Origin of the sequence: Polyangium jinanense, from assembly GCF_028435265.1 — a bacterium.
Taxonomy (GTDB): domain Bacteria; phylum Myxococcota_A; class Polyangia; order Polyangiales; family Polyangiaceae; genus Polyangium; species Polyangium jinanense.
In genome coordinates this window covers 23,323-40,664 of record NZ_JAGTJK010000058.1, presented here as the reverse complement: position 1 = coordinate 40,664, position 17,342 = coordinate 23,323, and the positions used below count along the sequence as shown (strand labels likewise).

Genomic DNA, 17,342 nt, shown 5'->3' with positions numbered 1-17,342 from the left:
CAGGAGCGCCCGCGGAGGCGACAAACGAGCCCATGGCAGATCCTGGCCCGACCTCGGAGACGACCGCCACCTTGCCCGTGGAGGGCGACGTCGCGCGTGTCCTCGTCGAGAACCACAGGGAGTTTCTGGCGTTCCTCGAGCGCCGCCTCGGCGACCGCGCCCTCGCCGAGGACATCCTGCAAGAGGCCTTCACGCGCGGGCTCCAGCACCTCGACACGCTCCAGAAGGACGAATCCGCGATCGCCTGGTTCTATCGCCTCCTGCGCAACGCTGTCGTCGATCACCGCCGCCGCCAGGGCTCCGCGCGGCGCGCGCTCGACGCCTTCGCCTCCGAGGTCGAAGATCACGCCGAGCCGAACCAGGAGGTCCACGGCGCCATCTGCCAATGCGTCACGCGCCTGGCGAAGACGCTCAAACCCGAATACCGCGCCGCGCTCGAGCGCATCGAGGTGGAAGGTATCGCGGTGAAAGATTTCGCCGAGGAGCAGGGGATCACGCCCTCGAACGCGGCCGTACGCGTGTTCCGCGCGCGCGAGGCGTTACGGAAGCAGGTCGCCCTCTCGTGCGGGACATGCGCCGAGCACGGCTGCATCGATTGCACGTGCGACAGCGGGGCGCACGGCGGCTGCGCCCCGAAGGTTTGAGGCCAAATCGATCACGAAGTCGAAGGCCGCGCCCGCGCCATCGACACGATCACGACGCCCGAGATCACGATGATCGCCGCGAGCCACGTCGTCGCCGAGGCCGCCTCACCGCCGAGCCAGATCCCGAGCGCGATGGCGACGAGCGGGTTCACGTACGCATAACTCGTCGCAATGGCCGGCCGCGTGTTCCGGATGAGATAACCGTACGCGGAAAAACCCACGATCGAGCCGAACACCGTCAGATACGCGAGCGCCGCGAGCGAGCGGGCCGAGGGCGCGAGCGGCAGCGGCTCGCCGAGCAGCGGCGCGAGCGAGAGCATGATGACCCCGCCCGCGATCATCTGCGCGGCCGAGGCCATGAGCCCCTTCGGCAGGTCCAAAGAGCGGCTGAGCAGCGAGCCGAGCGCCCAGGCGAATGGCGACAGCATCAGCAGCAAGATCCCGCCGCCCGATCCGCCCATCGCGCCGCCGAGATGCAAGAGCGTGGCGCCCGTGAAGCCGACGAGGAGCCCCGTCCATTCTCCGGCCGAAGGCGCGGCCGACGTCCCTTCACGGCCCATGCGGCGCTGCACGAACGCCGCGGCGCTCCCGAGCACGGCCATCCAGAGCGGCATCGTCGTCACCACGACCGCGGCCACGCCCGAGCTCACCCACCCTCGCTGCTGCCCGATCGCCAGAAACCCATTACCACACGCGAGCAGGAGCGAGCCCACGAGCGCGGCCCCGGCCCATTGCTTCCGCGACGGCGCCGCCTCGCCGCGCAGCCTGAGCACCCCGTACAGAATGCCGCCCGCGAGCACGAACCGCGTCCCGCCCATGAAAAACGGCGGCAGCGTCTCCAGCGCGATGTGCATCCCGAGGTACGTCGAGCCCCAGATGACGTACAGAGAGAACAGCGAGACCAGAACGAGCCACTGCTGCCTCAGCACGGCGAGGAGCCGCCGGAGTTTCCCTGAAAAACCTTCTCTCGACACCGTGATGTGCGCTCGCGACAGGGCCTCGACCACGACGAGCCCTTGATCGGCGCCACGGTAGCAGCCGCCCGCTGAAAGCACCACGTCGTCCGGATCACCCTCGCGGGTCAACCACACCGAACCGCTCGTACACGCGAGGGCGAACGGCCCCCGGAGACGCTGCGCCCACAGCGCTCCCTTGGCGAGATCGAGCTCGAAAGGGCGCGGCGCGAAGGACGCCACGCCCGCGCGGAACCTTGGCACGGTCGTCATCATGCCTGGAGCTTGACCTCGGACAGGTACCCAGCACAGATGCAGTTGCTCGGCATGTGCGACCGGTACAGTTGGCCCGTAGCCGCACTGTACCGGTCGCCCCCTGCCGCAACTGTACCGGTGCACGGGAGGCCTCCACGCGGTATCCTTCATCCCCGTGCAGCAAGAAACCGTCGCCGTGGAGCAGGGGCTTCTTTACGAGCGCGTCGCCGCGCACATCGAGGAGCTGATCGAGCGGGGTACGCTCCGCCCCGGCGATCGGATCCCCTCGGTGCGAAGGCTCGCGCGCCAGCAGAGCGTCAGCATCGCGACGGTGCTGCAGGCGTACCTCGAGCTCGAGAATCGCGGGATCATCGAGGCGCGGCCGCAATCGGGGCATTACGTGCGGGCCCGCCGCGCCCCGCTCCCGCCCGAGCCACGCGCGGCGCGCGCGTGCACGACGACGAGCCGCCCGAGCATCGAGAGCATGGTCGCGAAGCTCTACGGCGCCGGGCGTGATCCCAGCATCGTGCCGCTTGGCGCAGGCTTCCTCGATCCCGACCTCCTGCCGACCGAGCGCATCAACCGGTCCGCGAGCCTCATTGCCCGGAGCGCGGGCGGCGCGGGCGTCTCGTATGACCTGCCGCCGGGCCTGCTCGCACTACGCCGGCAGATCGCGCGTCGATCCATCGAATGGGGCTGTGCGCTCTCGGCCGACGACATCGTGACCACCGTGGGCGCGGCCGAGGCGCTCCACCTCTGCCTGCGCGCCGCCACGCGGCCGGGCGACACGGTGGCCGTCGAATCCCCCGCGTATTACGGGCTCTTGCGGCTCCTCGCGAGCCTCAACATGCGGGTCATCGAGATCCCCTCGCACCCCCGTACGGGCATGGACCTCGCCGCGCTCGCCGAGGCGATGGGACGCCACCGCATTCGCGCCGTCATGGCCATCCCGAACTTCAACAACCCCCTCGGCTCCCTGATGCCGGACGAGGCGAAGGAAGAGCTCGTGGAAATGCTCGGGCGCCGGGAGATCCCGCTCATCGAGGACGACATCTACGGCGACCTGCATTTCGGCGACGAGCGCCCGCGGCCGGCCAAGGCCTTCGACAAACGCGGGCTCGTGATGCTCTGCTCCTCGTTCTCGAAGACGCTGGCGCCGGGGTATCGCGTCGGCTGGGCCGCGCCCGGCATCTTCCGAGAGGAGGTCGAGCAGCTCAAGTTCGCCCAGAGCGTGGCCACGGCGACCCTGCCGCAGATGGCCGTGGCGGATTTCCTCGATAATGGCGGCTACGACCACCACCTGCGCGCGCTCAGGCGCAAGCTCGCGGCGCAGGTCGAGCGGGTGAGCGAGGCCGTGGCCGCATACTTCCCGCCCGGGACGCGCATTTCGCGTCCGGCGGGCGGGTTCCTCTTGTGGGTCGAGCTGCCACCAGGCACGAGCGCGCACCTGCTCTTCGAACGTGCGCTCGCTCGGGGCATTTCCATCGCGCCGGGTCCGCTCTTCTCGGCGAAGCAGCGCTTTTCGGGGTACATCCGCCTCTCGTGCGGGCACCCGTGGTCGGAGCTCTTCGATCACGCGATTCGCACGCTCGGCAAGCTCTGCGCGGAGTGCGCGGGGTAGAGCCCCGCCCCGCCCGTCAATTCCGCGCGCCGAGCCGTCCTGGGGAACGCAAACCCCAGGGATGGATCAGGGTCGATCCACCCCTGCCTCCTCCCCGCCATTTTCAGCCGACGTCCTTTCGCGTATTTGTCGAGGACGCGCCGTTGGCAACGACCTTGCTTGCGCCGGAGATCTCATGTCGAACGACGACACGCCTTTCGACCTCGGGCCGCCGCCTCCGATCTTCATCCCGCCTCCCGGCCCCGTTGCCGGCGCGCCGCCGCCTGCGCCCGTCGCGTTCGCCGCGCGAGCGATCGTACCGGAGACGCCGGCGCCCGCCGCGCCCGCGCAGGCGCAGAAGATGATGGCGCTGTCGGCGAAAGCGCCGGGCTCGTACACCGTGAAGTCGGGCGATACACTCGGCGCGATCGCCGAGAAACACGACACCACGGTCAGCGCGATCCTGAAGGCGAACCCGCAGATCACGAATCCGAATCAGATCTCCGTCGGGCAGCAGATCAAGCTCCCCGGCGCGTCGAGCGGCACCGGCGGCGCCTCCCCGCAGCCGAGCCAGCCCAAACCGCCGCCGAAAAAGCCGCCGTCGAAGAAACCCGCTACCGACAAGGACGACGACAAGGATTCGAAGACCGAGCGCAAGCTCATCTTCCCGCTCTGGAAAAAACCCACGGCGAGCTGGAAAGACGGTCCCCGGTACTTCGGATGCCCACGCTCGGGCGGCCGCAAGCACGGTGGCGTGGACCTGTATGCGCCGTTTGGCTCGAAGATCCGCGCGATCGCCGACGGCGTCATCATCCGCCCCCCGTATTTCTTCTATGACGGGACGAACGCGCTCGAGGTCTTCCACCCGGGCGTCGGCGTCGTCCGGTATGGCGAGATTTCGAGCAGCAAGCGCGTCCCCGTCCGGGCCGGGCAAAAGGTCAAGTGCGGCGAGCACATCGCGTACGTCGGCCTGCTCGACTCGCTCGGCATGTCGATGATCCATTTCGAGCTCTTCGGCGAGCGGGCGCGCGGCCAGGCGCTCACGCAGATGAGCGGCCCATATCGGAGGCACCCCGCCCTCAAGAACCCGACGAAGCTCGTCGACAAACTTTATCGATTGACGTTCAAGTGAGCGCTCCTCGGACACACCCTCGCGGAGAACGATGAAGCCATGAGCAACGTGAAAATCTCACTGGAATCCGGGGAACATCTCGACGTCCGCAGCTTCGCTGTGCACGAGGCGCTCGGCGCTTCGTTTCAGATCGACGTGATCGCGCTCGGCGACGACGACGTCGACCTGAAAAAGATCAGCGGCCGCCCCGCGTCGTTCGGGCTCGTGGGCCACGGCGGCCCGCGCATCTGGACGGGCGTCTGCGCGAGGATCGCGCAGACGGAGGTCGAATCCGACGGGCTCTCGACGTACGCGCTCCGCATTGTCCCCGCGTTCTGGCTGCTCACCCACCGCCGCAACCACCGGGTCTACAAGCACGCATCGGTGCCGCAGATCGTGAAAAAGGTCCTGAAGGAGTGGCATTTGCCCTTCGAATTCCGGATCGACGAGGACGATTACCCGAAGCGCGAATTCAAGGTGCAATACGGCGAGACGGACCACGATTTCGTGCGGCGCCTCCTCGTCGACGCGGGCATCTCGTTTTTCTTCACCACGCCAGAAGGCGAGAAGGAGACGAAGATGATCCTCACCGACGCGCCGACCACCTCGGAGCCACGCGAGAAGGCGCTGCCGTTCGTGCGCTCCTCGAGCCTGGCCGAGAAATCGGAACACATCACGGACGTGAGCATCGGGCACGACGTGCGGCCGGGGCGCGCGGTGGTGCGTGATTTCGATTTCCGGCGCCCGACGTTCCCGCTCGCCGGCGCGCACAGCGCGGACGACGACGGTCCGGACAGTTTGCTCGAAGAGTATTTTTTCCTCCCCGGATCGAGCCACGTCGCCGGCGACGGCGATGGTAGCACCCCGGTCGGCGACGCGGAGGGCAATTACCGGCACAACGAAAAAGAGGCCACGAAGAAAGCGCAGCGGCATGTCGAGGCCATGCGCGGCGCGGCCAGCCGCATCAGCTTCTCCACGTCGGCGACCGACGTCGGGCCTGGCACCGTCTTTTCGATGAAGGGACATCCGCACCGGGATCTCAAGAATGGCAAGAAGCTCCTCGTCCTCTCGTCGTTCATCTCGGGCGAGGTCGACGACGACTGGCACGCCGGCGGCGAGGCCATCTCGGCGGAGAAGCCCTACCGGCCCCTGCTCACCGCGACGAGCCACGGCGACGCGCATCGGAGCGGCGAGGACGGCGCGTTCAAGCCGCTCTCCAAGGCGAGCAAGCCGCGCATCCACGGCGTCCAGAGCGCGGTCGTCGTCGGGCCTCCGGGCGAGGACATCCATTGCGACGAGCATGGCCGCGTGCGCCTGCAATTCCCCTGGGATCGCGAGGCGAAGGGCGACGAGAAGGGCTCGTGCTGGGTGCGCGTCTCCCAGGCCTGGGCGGGGCCCGGGTTTGGCATGGTCACCCTGCCGCGCGTCGGGCAGGAGGTGCTCGTCGCGTTCCTCGATGGCGATCCGGACCTACCGGTCGTCGTGGGCCGCCTGTTCGGAACGATCTCGCCGGTGCCTTATTCGATCCCGGAGCACAAGACCCGCACGACGCTCAAATCGAGCTCGAAAAACGGCGGCAACGAGATCACGTTCGACGACAAGGCGGACGGGGAGCTTTTTTACGTCGAAGCCACGAAGGACCTGCACAAGGTCGTGCAGGAAGACGAGCTCGAAGAGACGAAGGGTAATAGGCACGTCACGGTCGAGGGCGATCTCATTCTCTCGGCGAAGGGAAACGTCATCATCCAGGCCGGCAAAGAGCTCGTCGTCAAGGGCGGTCCGAAGATCCAGCTCAACCCACCCGTGGAGGTGCCCGCGGGGCGCAAGCCGAAGAAGCTCGGCGGGCACGGGCCAAAGAAGCACGCGAAACACGATCCGCACGAAACGAAGCACGAGCACGCGAAACGCGAGCACGAGCCTCCCAAGCACGAGAAAGAAAAAGAGCACCCGAAGCGCGACCACGACAAGGAGCACCACGGGAAATCGAAGGCCGCGAAGCAGAACGAGCTGCTCGGCAAGATGAACCCCGGCCCCGCGGGCAAGTACCACCAGATCGCCGCGGCCCGCAAAGCGAAGGCCGAACATTACAAGGAGCTCGCGAAGAAGATCGGCGAACGGTACGACATCCCGCCGGCCCTCGCGCTCGCCTGGATGAACCGCGAATCGGCGTTCGGCGAGTTCCTCGACGCGAACGGCTACAGCAAGTTCGACGGAATGGGCTTTGGTTTGTTCCAGGTCGACAAGCGGTATCACACGCCGAAAGGCGGCCCTTCGGACTGGCACCACATCGATCAGGCGATGGACATCTACAAGGGATACATTGGCCAGATCAAGGACAAGCACCCCGGCTGGAGCGAGGAGGAGTACCTCGCCGCCGGCCTCGTCGCCTACAACTCGGGCCCGAGCAACGCGCAAACGCGCCCCTCGTCCACGGCGGCGTGGGCGCAGCTCGACAACGGCACCGCGCACGACGATTATTCGCGCGACGTCTGGGCCGAGGCGCAGTGGTATTCGAAGAACCTGAAGTGGTGACGGGAGGGGTCGATGACACTGGTAGCTCGCAAGGGCATCGACGAATGCAGCGGCCACGACGGGTGCCCGCCGCGCAAGGCCCTCGAGGGTAGCCCCGACGTCTTCCTCGACGGATACGCCGTCGTCCGTGTCGGCGACCTCTGGGAGCCGCACGACGGCCCCGACCACCCGCACCACGACAGCGTGGCGGAGGAGGGATCCGACGAGATTTACGTCAATGGCAAGGCCGTCGTCCGCGTCGGGGATTGCCTCGACTGCGGCAGCGTCGTGAAGACCGGCAGCATGGCCCTGTATGCCGGCGGGAAAAAGACGCCGAAGAAGAAGCCGGAGGAGGCCGAGGATCGCCCGAACCGGGCCGAGCGGCAAAACAAGGTCCTGCTCAAGATGAAGCCTGGCAAGATGCCCCGGGCAAGCGTGGAGGCGCCGATGGACCGGGCGCGGGCGCAAAAGCTCGTACCGCTCGCGAAGAAGCTCGGCGCGAAATACGGCATTCCCCCGGCGCTCCTGCTCGGCCTCGCGAGCCGCGAATCCGGCTTCGGCAGGCACCTCCGCGCGGACGGGTACGGCAAGTACGATCCAGACGGGTATGGGATGTTCCAGGTCGACAAGGAGTTCCACAAACCGAAAGGTGGTCCTTTCAGCATGGATCACGCCGAGCAGGCCATGAAGATCTGGAGCGATACGTACAAGTCCGTGAAGGCCGCGCACCCGAACTGGACGCGGGAGCAGCTCCTCGCGGGCTCCATCGCTGGATACAACTTCGGCCCGGGCAACGTCCGGACCCAGCCGAAGGACGCGGCGAGCTGGGCCAAGCTCGACGATGGCTCGGCCGGCGACGATTACTCGCGCGACGTATGGGCGCGGGCGCGGTATTTTTCGAAGCGCCTGAAGTGGGACTGAGCGGCGGGCAGGAATCATTTTTCATGGACATCATCACCATCCCGCCTTTCCTCACGAGCTCCGTCACGTGGCAGGAGCAACCGGGGCAATGGTCGCTCACGGTCGTCTGCAAGGTGACGTACGCGCTGAAGCCGGGCACGTCGATCGTGGCGACCGAGCCCGAGGGCGTCAACGAGCGCGACAACCACTGGGACGACGATCCGGGCAAATGCGTCTATGCCCCGAGCGACCTCGCGCCCTACAAACCCCGGCCGGAGGTCTTGCTCGTCGGCAGCGCGTTCGCGCCGCGCCGTGAGCCTTTGCGATCGCTCTTCGCGCGGCTCGTCGTCGCCGACGTCGACAAATCGATCGAGGTCCTCGGCGCGCGCACGGTCGCGCGGGACGGCGCCGTCTCGGAGGCGCAAAAATGGACGCAAATGCCTCTCCGCTACGAGCGGGCCGCCGGCGGCGATGAGTCGTGGAACCCCGTCGGGATCGACCCGTCCGTCGTCGATGCATATGGGCGACGTACCTTGCCAAACCTGCAGCCCCCCGGGATGATGGCTGCGGACGTCCCCCGCCCGATCCCCACCGTCGGATTCGGGCCCATTGCTTCGCGATGGCTCGTGCGCAGCGCCAAGCTCGGCGCGCTCGTGGGGGCGTTCGCGAATGGCACGTGGGCCGAGACGCCGCTCGGGATGGATTTCGACGGCTCGTATTTCCAGAGCGCGCCATCGGATCAGCTCGTCTCCGAGCTGCGGCCGGATGAGCCAATTTTGCTCGAAAACATGCACCCCGAGATCGAACGATTCTCCACGCGGCTGCCGGGAATCAAGCCGCACATGCGCGTGGAGATCGAGGGCCTGCCGCCCTGGGAGCCCGATCTCGTCCCCGATACCCTGTGGATCGACACGAACCGCGCGATCGCGAGCCTCACGTTCCGCGCCCAGATTCCGCTCGACGGCCGCGATCAGCCGGGCCGCATCTTCATTGGCGTCGAATACCCCGGCGAGTCCGTGCGGTTCCCCGAGCCGACACGCTCCGCGCACGAACCGACGCCTGCGATCGACGAGGACGACGACGATCTCGACCTCACGCAGACGACAGCCGACAGCCTCCGGGGCCTCGGCGTCAATCCTCTGCCCTTTGCGGCCTCGCCTGCCTTGCCGTTCGCGCCGGGCGCGGCCGCGCCGCAGCCGCCGCCCTCGCAGGCGCCGCCGCGCCCACGGCCGCCGCCCGAAGAGGATGCCAACGACACCGCCGTGTTTGTCGGGACCATCCCGCGCGATGCAATGCCCGCGTGGCTCGCGGGGAAGAAAAACCCGCCCGCGCCCGTGCCTGCGCCTGCGCCCGCCATGGCCGCGCCGCCGCCGGCCATGCCCGTCGCGCCGCCGCCCATGACGCAGCTCCGGCGCCCGGCCGAACCTGCAGCCCCGGCCCCGCCGCCCATCGTGGCGCCGCCTCCGCCCATTGCCGCGCCGCCTCCGCCCATTCCGACGCCGCTGCAGGCGCCCCTCGCGCCCGCGCCCCCACGCCCGCAGGTTCCGTCGCTCCCGGGCGTCGTCGTCCCGCATTCGGCGCCGCCCGCGCCCGCCCTCCCGATACAGCCGCCGCCCGTCACGCGGCCATCCGGGACCACGGTGGGGCAAGAGGCGGTGCTCGCCGCGCAAAAGGCTCGCCCCGAGCCGCCCGCCGCACCGCCCGCGCCATTCGAAAAGGATCGTTCCCGCCCCGGGAAAAGTGATCCACGCGTCCTCGCCACGGCTGCCTTCCTCGGCGCGGCCGAGGCCTCCCATGCCGCCGCCACGGCGCCCACGGAGGACGATCGCGAAAAGGAGCGGCGCGACAAACCAACCGTCACGACGCCCGCCGCGGCACCTGCGCCCGTGGGTTTTCTCGTCGATCTCCTGTGGTTCGCCCCCGAGCTTCCCCCGCGGCTCCCCGAAAACGAAACATGGAAGCCGCTCTTCGAGCCGACGGCGCCCGCGGTGCCCGAAGAGCCCGCGGACGAAGCCTCCGAAGACCCGTGGAACGACGAGGACCCGGAAGCTCCGCCGCCGAAACCTCGCAAGAAGCCCGAGCGCAAGAAAGAAAAGACCCCGGAAGAAAAAGCGAAGGAGGACAAATCCCGCGTCTCCAAGGTCCTCACGCGCGGAATCCCCACGCTCGACGTGGAGAATGCGCTCTTCTCGGCGGTCAACGACGACGGCGTGCTCGAACCTCCGCTCCTCGTCGTCGCGGGGGAGCTCGAATTGCCTTTCGATGAAATCGAGGTCCTCAAGGTCCTGTCGAGCGCCGCCGCGCCGCTCGCCGTGGGCGACAAGAAGCTCAAGGAGACGCTCGATCTCGCGAACGAGGCGCTCGGCACGCCGCTCGGGAGCTCCGCCGACGTGGCGGCGAATTTCTCGCTCCGCGTGCGCGAGGCGTGGGCCAAGGCGAACCGCATGCTCCCGCCCGATTACCTCGACGTGCATTCACGGCGTGTCTTGCTCGAGCAACGCAAGTACCAGAAACGCGAGCTCTCGGGCGCCGAATGGATCCGGGCGCTCCTCCACGGCCCGATGGCGGACAAGGGTATCCCGACCTACCTGCCTATCGAGCTCTCGAAAAAGCTGCCGCTCTTTTCGAGGTTCTCGGCCCGCCTCATCGTCGAGGCCTTGCCGCAGCAGGATCAGAGCGAATCGCCGATCGTCGCGCTCCGCGTGCTCGCGCTCGCGCGCACCGTGGCGGGCCGGCCGAAGCGGTGAAGGCTCGCCCGCTCACGGGCGCACACGCACGCCCTGCCCCGTGGCAATGCCAAGAAGCACCGCGGCATGGGTATCGGAGATCCCGAGCAACGTGAGGAGCTCCAGCGCCCCTGTCCAGGCCGGGGCGCCGGGCGCGTCGACGGCGAGCCCTCCTTGCGCACCCACGAAAAACGTCGTGGTGAAGGGGATGGGCTCCATATGGCTCGTCGTATGCATATCGGGCCCGAGCCCAAAGTTGATCTGCTGGTCCATGATGTTTTCTCCCTGCCGCAAAGGCACTGACAGGGCCACGACGGGCCCGCCATACGGGCTCACGAGCCAGGGCGCGCTCCCCGCTTCGCCGCCGACCTCGAACGAATGGCCAAACAGCGGGGCGCCATCGAGCGTCAGCGCGACCGTCCCCTTGTTCGTGCCCGCGATCCCCGCGCCTGCCTTCAGCGCGAGCCAATCGAGCTCGCCGGGATTGAACCGCCCCCACGTCCGCAGACCATAAAGCCAGCGCGGATGGTTATCCCGCGCTCCGCGTCTCGATCCGGGCTCGGGCTCGTCGTGATCCAGATTGAGCGCGCCCGAGAGTCCGCCGCCTACCGTCGCCCACTCGTTCACTTGCGATTCGACCCTGAGCTCGGCCCCGACCCCTCCGTCGACCCAGATCCCCGCCCCGAGCCCCACGACGAGCATGATCCGCGTGTCGCCCGGCTCGTTCGGCGCGATCCGCGCGAGGTTCGGCAAGAGCGGCGGTGGCGAGATGACGTTGCAGCTCAAACAAAATGCGGACAGCGCGGCACCGAGAAGGAGGCGATGGTGGCGGAGCATCGTCCGCACTCTATCACGGCGGGCTCACTTCTTCCGGAAATCGAGCCGCCGCGACGGACGACAGAAAGCCCCGGTCTGGGCGACCGGGCCCTCGGGGGGATCTTCGGTCATGGCCGAAGCTTCGAGCTCGCGGACGATGTGGCCGGAGCGGTCGACGATCGCGAAATACTCCGTGGGGCCGGGGCTGCGATAGCCCTCAGCGTAGAGGTGACCTCGATGGGGCCCGGAGCGAATGGCCGTCACGCAATCAGTCCCGCTCGCGACGGTTTTCACCTCCGGCGTTTTTTTCCGGAGGTCGACGCCGCAGACGCTCGTGTAGGTATACCGCGGGATCTCGTACCCCCGCGCATCGAGCAAGACGAAATCGTCGAACGCGAAGACCGGCGACCACAAGCTCAGGCACGTGCCGTTCTTCGCGATCTCGCGCGTTTGTCCCGACGCAAGATCGAACAGCAGGATGCGGTTGTCGGTGACCCGAGCCTCGTCCGCTTCCACCGACGCAATCCCCTCGGCCCGCACGAAGACCACGCGCTTGCCGTCCGGAGAAAGCGCCGGCGAATCGTCTTTCCCCGACGCGGTCAGCTTGCGCGCCGCTCCATCCTGCGCGCAGAAATAGATATTGCCCTCGTGCGCCTCCACGCCGGGGCGCGCCGGAACGCCCGCGCACGGCGGCGCTGCCGCAGCGGCGGAGGCGCTCGGCGGGGGCGCGACGGCGCTCGAAGAGACCTCGGAAGGCGCAGGCACCTCCGCGGACGCGACGGGCTCGGGCGCGGCTGCGACGTCGTCAGCTCGTGTCGCGGGGCGAGAGCAGGCGGACGTGGTCAGGGCCAACGCGGCGGCCAGCGCGATGAGCGTCTTCGTGGGATCTCCGGTCCGGCGGGGCTCGATCATCGCCGCGCCAACGCGTAGCGCCCCGCTCCCCTTCCGAACCACGTGGGCGCGCGCCCATGCCCTCGCAACGCACGTTTTCGCCGACCCAAAACACCCGGGCGCGGGTATCATGGGCCCCGCTTCTTCGGAGGACTTCATGACCGTTCGTTACAACGTGTTCTCCCCGGAGTTCAGGAACGATCCTTATCCGGTTTATGCGGACATGCGCCGCAACGCTCCCGTGTGTCAAGTGGATCCGGGCGGCATGTGGGCCGTCACGCGGCACGAGGACGTCCTCTTCGTGCTCAAGAATCCCGAGCTCTTTTCCTCACGTGGCTTTGGCCTGGCGGTGAACCCGCCGTGGCTCGGCGGAAACCCGTTCGCCGATTCGATGATCACCATGGATCCGCCCCAGCACGGGCGGCTGCGAGCCCTCATCTCGCGGGCCTTCGGCACGTTTGCCATGGCGCGGATGGAGCCGCGTGTGCGGGCGTTTGCCGAGCAAGCGGTCGCCGAGTTGCCGCTCGGAGAGCCCGTCGACGTCATGCCGCCCTATGCCTTGCGAATTCCGGCGTTCGTCATCGGCGACTTGATGGGGCTCCCGCCCTCGCTGCACGCGCGCCTCAAGCGATGGGCGGACCTCATCACCGGCGGCGTGACCACGGTGCGTCCGGACGAACACGATCGCAAAGAGCTCGCGCGGGGCGCGGTGGCGGACCTGCGGCGGTATTTCGGCGAGCTCCTGGAGGAGCGCCGGCGCGCGCCCGCCGAGGATCTCGTGAGTGACCTGCTCGCGGCCAAAGTCGACGGCGAGGCCCTCACGCAGGACGAGCTGATTGCATTCATGACCCTGCTCCTCGTGGGCGGCATCGAGACCGCCGTGAACATGCTCGGCGCCTCGCTCGTGGTCCTCCTCGAACGGCCGGAGCTCTGGGAGAAACTCCGCGCGGATCGCTCGCGGATCCCCGCGTTCATTGACGAGGTGCTCAGGTACGAGCCGCCGCTCCACGCGGTGCCACGCACGACGACCGCCGAGGTGGAGCTCGGCGGCGTGAAATTGCCCAAAGGCGCGCCGCTGCTCGTTATGACGGGCTCGGCGAACCGCGACGAATCGCAATTCCCGGACCCCGACCAATTCAATCTGGAGCGACCCGGCCCGAAAAACCTACCCTTTGGCCACGGCGTGCACTTCTGCCTCGGCGCGCAGCTCGCGCGCATGGAAGGGCGCCTCGCCCTGGAGGCGCTCTTCGATCGCGCACGCCGCATCGCGCCCGGCCCCGAGCCGATGGCCTGGCACCGCACGCTTCTGGTGCGTGGCCCCGGCTCGCTCCCGATCGTGTTTCACGCGGCCTGAGGCTTTGACGACTGCGCGAGTCCGGGCTCAAACACGGGCGTGACGCCTCTTCCCGCCCCCGTCCGCTTCGTGGTAATCGATATGGGATGATGCCCCGGACTTTCTCGCGCCTCCGTTTCCTCGCCGAGCGATCGAGCCTCCTCCTCTCCGTTGCGCTACTCGCCGGATGCTCGCGCGGCGCGAGCCCCACGCCCGCCGAGAGCCGTCCGCTCGGGCGCGAGACAGCGGGCGTGAAGATGTCGCCCTCGTTCGACCTCGACGCGAGCGTTCGCGCGTCCCGCGCGAGGTTCCGAGCCGAGAACGGACGCTTTCTCGGCGCGGGGTCGGCGCACCAGATCGCGGCGACGGTGGACGGGTTCGAGATCGTGCCGGTCGCGCCGGCGGCGTCGCCGAACACGTCGCCGCGGGCGGGCGCGCCGTTGCGGCTGAAAAAAGCGCGGATCACGCGGGGCGGGACCACGCTCGGGCGCGGAGCGGGCGCGGGGCGCGTGGAGAGGGATGGGCACCTCGTCGTTTCGCGCGGGGACGTGGAAGAGCACCTCGAGAATCGGGACGGCGGCGTCGAGCTCTCGTATTCGTTCGCGCACGCGCCCGAAGGCGCGGGCGATCTTTTGGTGACGCTCGACGTGGGGGGCGAGCCGTTCGTCGGCGAGACGTCGGGCGGTTACCATTTCATGGACGCGGCCACGGGGCTCGGCGTGCGGTTTGGCCGGGCGACATGGATCGACGCGACCGGGAAAAAGACGCGAACCCCGGTGCGCGTCGAGGAGGGGCGGCTCGTGATGCGCGTGCCCGAGCGCGTGGTCGCGTCGTCGGCGTATCCGGCGGTGCTGGATCCATGGCTCACGCCGGAGTTCGGGATCGATACGCCGATCGCGGGCCTGCCCGCGGGGAGGCGGCGGTTCCGGCCGGCGGTCGCGTGGAATGGCATCCATTACCTCGTCGCCTGGGAAGAGAATCGTTACCTCGATCCGACCGGGGACAACCGCATCTACGCGGCGCGTATCGCCGCCGACGGCACCGTGCTCGACGCGACGGGTTTTCCCGTCGTGGGGGACGCAGGCGCGATCAAGCCCGCGCTCGCGAGCGACGGGAGCGGGTTCTTCTTGACATACCAGAAGGGCGCCGCGAACATGATCTATAACACGGGCATTTACGGCCAGCGCCTCGACGGGGACGGCAAGCCCGTGGGCGCGCCGATCACGCTCTCGACGTCGACGAAGATCCAGCAAAAGACGCGGGTCGCGTACGACGGCGCGAATTACCTCGTGGCGTGGGTCGACAATGGCACGGGCCGATACGGACGCGTCTCGCCGGCCGGGCAGGCCCTCGATCCGGGCGGGATCGCGGTGAGCCCGAGCTACCGGCTCGACGTCGCATCGAACGGCGCGGGGGCGCTCCTCCTGCGCGAGTCGGGCGGGGTCGGGTATGCGCACCGCGTGGATACGCAGGGCGCGCTCGTCGATGTGGCGGGCATCGAGATCATGACGCCCGCGCCGGTCCTTTCCACGTGGGATCCGGTGCCGGTGTGGAACGGGCAAAATTACTTCATCGCGTACGGGCAATACGACGACGACACGTATGCGACGACGATCATGGGCACGCGCTTCGACGCGCAGCAGGGAACGGTGCTGGATCCCGCGGGGATCACCATCAGCGCGCCGGTGTACGATGCGACGGAGATCGACGTGACGGTGGACGGGACGAACGCCGTCGTGACGTGGTGCGATTACGTGACCGACTTCGTCGCGTATCCGCTGCGCCGCGCGCGCGTGTCCCCGCAGGGCGCGGTGCTCGATCCGGGCGGCGTGACGTACACGGACCTCGGCGCGTACGGGCAAGGCGCCTCGAACGGGTCGCAGGCGCTCGTCGTGTGGCAAAACGCGTACTTCGATGGCTTCAACCCCGGCGGTTATTCGATCCAGGCGCGGCGGTTCGCGCCGACCGGCGTGGCGCTCGACGCGTCGCCGCTCCTCGTCTCGGGCGGCGCGAACGACCAGCGGTCGCCGTCGGCGGCCTTCGACGGGCAGAACTTCGTCGTCGCGTGGTCCGACGCGCGTGATTTCGTGCTGGGACAGGGCACGAACCTCTATACAGCGCGTGTTACCCCAGAAGGCGTCTCCCTCGATCCGAACGGGATCTTCGTGGAGGATGGAGTCGGCGACGTGGAGTACACGAGCGCCGCGTTCGACGGGACGAGCACGTTCCTCGGCTTTTCGAGCTGCACCCATGGGTATGATTTCGACAACTGCGCGATCCTCGTGAACCGAATGGATACGCAGGGCGTCGTGATCGATTCCCCCTCGATCGCGCTGCCGACGTTCAACGAGATGACCCAGCGCGTGGCGCTCTCCGTCGGCGCGGGCCGGACGCTCCTCGTGGGCCCCACGTATGACAATGGCATCGGGGACCTCGTGCTCGCCTCGCAGACGATCGATACCGGGGGACAGGTCTCCCCCGGCAGTATCGTCGCGCTGGGAGCGGTATCCTCGGTCGTGAGCGCGTCGTTTGACGGGACGAACCACCTCGTCGTGTGGTATGATTCGGGCCTGCGCGCGGCGCGCGTCGATTCGATGGGCGCGCCGGTGGATCCATCGCCGCTCGCGCTCACGGGCCCCGGCGGCGTCGCCGGTATGTCGACGGTGTTCGACGGGACGAACCATGTCGTGTTCTGGATCGACAGCGACGCAAAGAAGCTCCTCGGGGTACGGGTGAGCCCGGCCGGCACGCTCGTGGACGCGGCGCCGATCGAGCTCGCGAGCCATCCCGGCTGCGCCTACCTCGGGCTGGAGGAACGCGGCGCGATCAGAGACGGCGACCGGTTCGTCGTCGCCTACCGGGCTTGCGGCCCCACACTGACCGACGAAGCGGCCGTCGTGCTGGACAGCAATCTCGCGGTCATCACGAGCTTGCCGATCACCACGGACGACATGCCAAAAGGCATCCCGTCGCTCGCGTCGACGAACGGCGGCAAGGTGCTGGTCACGTATTCGACGTTCCACCTCGAAGCTCCGTTCGGCAGCGCGCGGGTTCAGGCGCGGATCATCGATTTCACGTCGTGCACGACGGACGCACAATGTAGCGGCGGCCAGTGCGTGAGCGGGATCTGCTTGAACGAGGGGATCGGGACGGGGAGCACGGGCAGCGGTGGCGCGGGCGGAGTTGGGGGAATGGGCGGTGCCGGTGGCATGGGCGGCTCGGGTGGAATGGGCGGCAGCGGCGGCGCGGGCGGTAGCGGCGGAATGGGCGGCGCTGGAGGTGCTGGTGGCTCCGGCGGAATGGGTGGCTCCGGCGGAATGGGTGGCTCCGGCGGAATGGGTGGCTCCGGCGGCGCAGGCGGCAGTGGGGGTGCAACCGGCAGCGGCGGAATGGCTGGCGCCGGTGGTATGGCCGCAACGACGGGCGCCGGCGGGGAGGACGAGCCTCGTATCATCCCCGTGGGCGGCGGTTGCACCTGCCAAACGGCAGATCAGGGGCCGACGCCGCTCGCTCCGCTCGCCGGCGCGATCATCGTATGGCTCAGCGCGGCGGGACGTCGGGCCGGCGCGCGGCGGCGAAAGTGAGGCGCCGGACGCCGGCGC

11 protein-coding genes are annotated in these 17,342 nt (G+C 68.4%); 8 read left to right on the top strand and 3 right to left on the bottom strand.

Annotated elements, in window-relative coordinates:
- The first annotated feature begins 32 nt into the window (after window positions 1-32).
- On the top strand, window positions 33-644 hold the full coding sequence (locus KEG38_RS47045) for an RNA polymerase sigma factor (RefSeq protein ID WP_272427442.1): 612 nt from the start codon (window positions 33-35) through the stop codon (window positions 642-644).
- Window positions 645-655: 11 nt separating this feature from the next.
- On the opposite strand, the gene yedA is transcribed toward KEG38_RS47045, so the two are convergent.
- A complete protein-coding gene (gene yedA, locus KEG38_RS47040) occupies window positions 656-1,873 on the bottom strand; it encodes a drug/metabolite exporter YedA (RefSeq protein ID WP_272427441.1) in 1,218 nt (405 codons plus the stop codon).
- 154 nt (window positions 1,874-2,027) lie between these two features.
- Between yedA and KEG38_RS47035 the strand changes: the two genes are divergently transcribed.
- The 5 genes from KEG38_RS47035 (at window position 2,028) to KEG38_RS47015 (ending at window position 10,721) form a co-directional block, all read left to right on the top strand.
- Window positions 2,028-3,473 carry an aminotransferase-like domain-containing protein gene (locus KEG38_RS47035; protein ID WP_272427440.1) on the top strand — a complete coding sequence of 482 codons (1,446 nt, stop codon included), beginning with the start codon at window positions 2,028-2,030 and terminating at the stop codon, window positions 3,471-3,473.
- A gap of 175 nt (window positions 3,474-3,648) precedes the next feature.
- Window positions 3,649-4,584: a LysM peptidoglycan-binding domain-containing M23 family metallopeptidase gene (locus KEG38_RS47030; RefSeq protein ID WP_272427438.1), complete on the top strand. Its 936-nt coding sequence runs from the start codon at window positions 3,649-3,651 to the stop codon at window positions 4,582-4,584.
- A 39-nt stretch (window positions 4,585-4,623) separates the two neighbouring features.
- Window positions 4,624-7,095 carry a type VI secretion system tip protein TssI/VgrG gene (gene tssI, locus KEG38_RS47025; RefSeq protein ID WP_272427437.1) on the top strand — a complete coding sequence of 824 codons (2,472 nt, stop codon included), beginning with the start codon at window positions 4,624-4,626 and terminating at the stop codon, window positions 7,093-7,095.
- 12 nt (window positions 7,096-7,107) lie between these two features.
- On the top strand, window positions 7,108-7,995 hold the full coding sequence (locus KEG38_RS47020; RefSeq protein WP_272427435.1) for a PAAR domain-containing protein: 888 nt from the start codon (window positions 7,108-7,110) through the stop codon (window positions 7,993-7,995).
- 23 nt (window positions 7,996-8,018) lie between these two features.
- On the top strand, window positions 8,019-10,721 hold the full coding sequence (locus tag KEG38_RS47015; protein ID WP_272427434.1) for a DUF2169 family type VI secretion system accessory protein: 2,703 nt from the start codon (window positions 8,019-8,021) through the stop codon (window positions 10,719-10,721).
- Window positions 10,722-10,733: 12 nt separating this feature from the next.
- On the opposite strand, the gene KEG38_RS47010 is transcribed toward KEG38_RS47015, so the two are convergent.
- Window positions 10,734-11,537, bottom strand: a complete 804-nt coding sequence (locus KEG38_RS47010) for a hypothetical protein (RefSeq protein WP_272427432.1) — start codon at window positions 11,535-11,537, stop codon at window positions 10,734-10,736.
- A 24-nt stretch (window positions 11,538-11,561) separates the two neighbouring features.
- Window positions 11,562-12,428 carry a hypothetical protein gene (locus tag KEG38_RS47005; RefSeq protein ID WP_272427431.1) on the bottom strand — a complete coding sequence of 289 codons (867 nt, stop codon included), beginning with the start codon at window positions 12,426-12,428 and terminating at the stop codon, window positions 11,562-11,564.
- Between the two features lie 136 nt (window positions 12,429-12,564).
- On the opposite strand from KEG38_RS47005, the gene KEG38_RS47000 reads away from it, so the two are divergent.
- On the top strand, window positions 12,565-13,761 hold the full coding sequence (locus KEG38_RS47000) for a cytochrome P450 (protein ID WP_272427430.1): 1,197 nt from the start codon (window positions 12,565-12,567) through the stop codon (window positions 13,759-13,761).
- Window positions 13,762-13,847: 86 nt separating this feature from the next.
- Window positions 13,848-17,324, top strand: a complete 3,477-nt coding sequence (locus KEG38_RS46995; protein ID WP_272427429.1) for a hypothetical protein — start codon at window positions 13,848-13,850, stop codon at window positions 17,322-17,324.
- Window positions 17,325-17,342 lie beyond the last annotated feature (18 nt).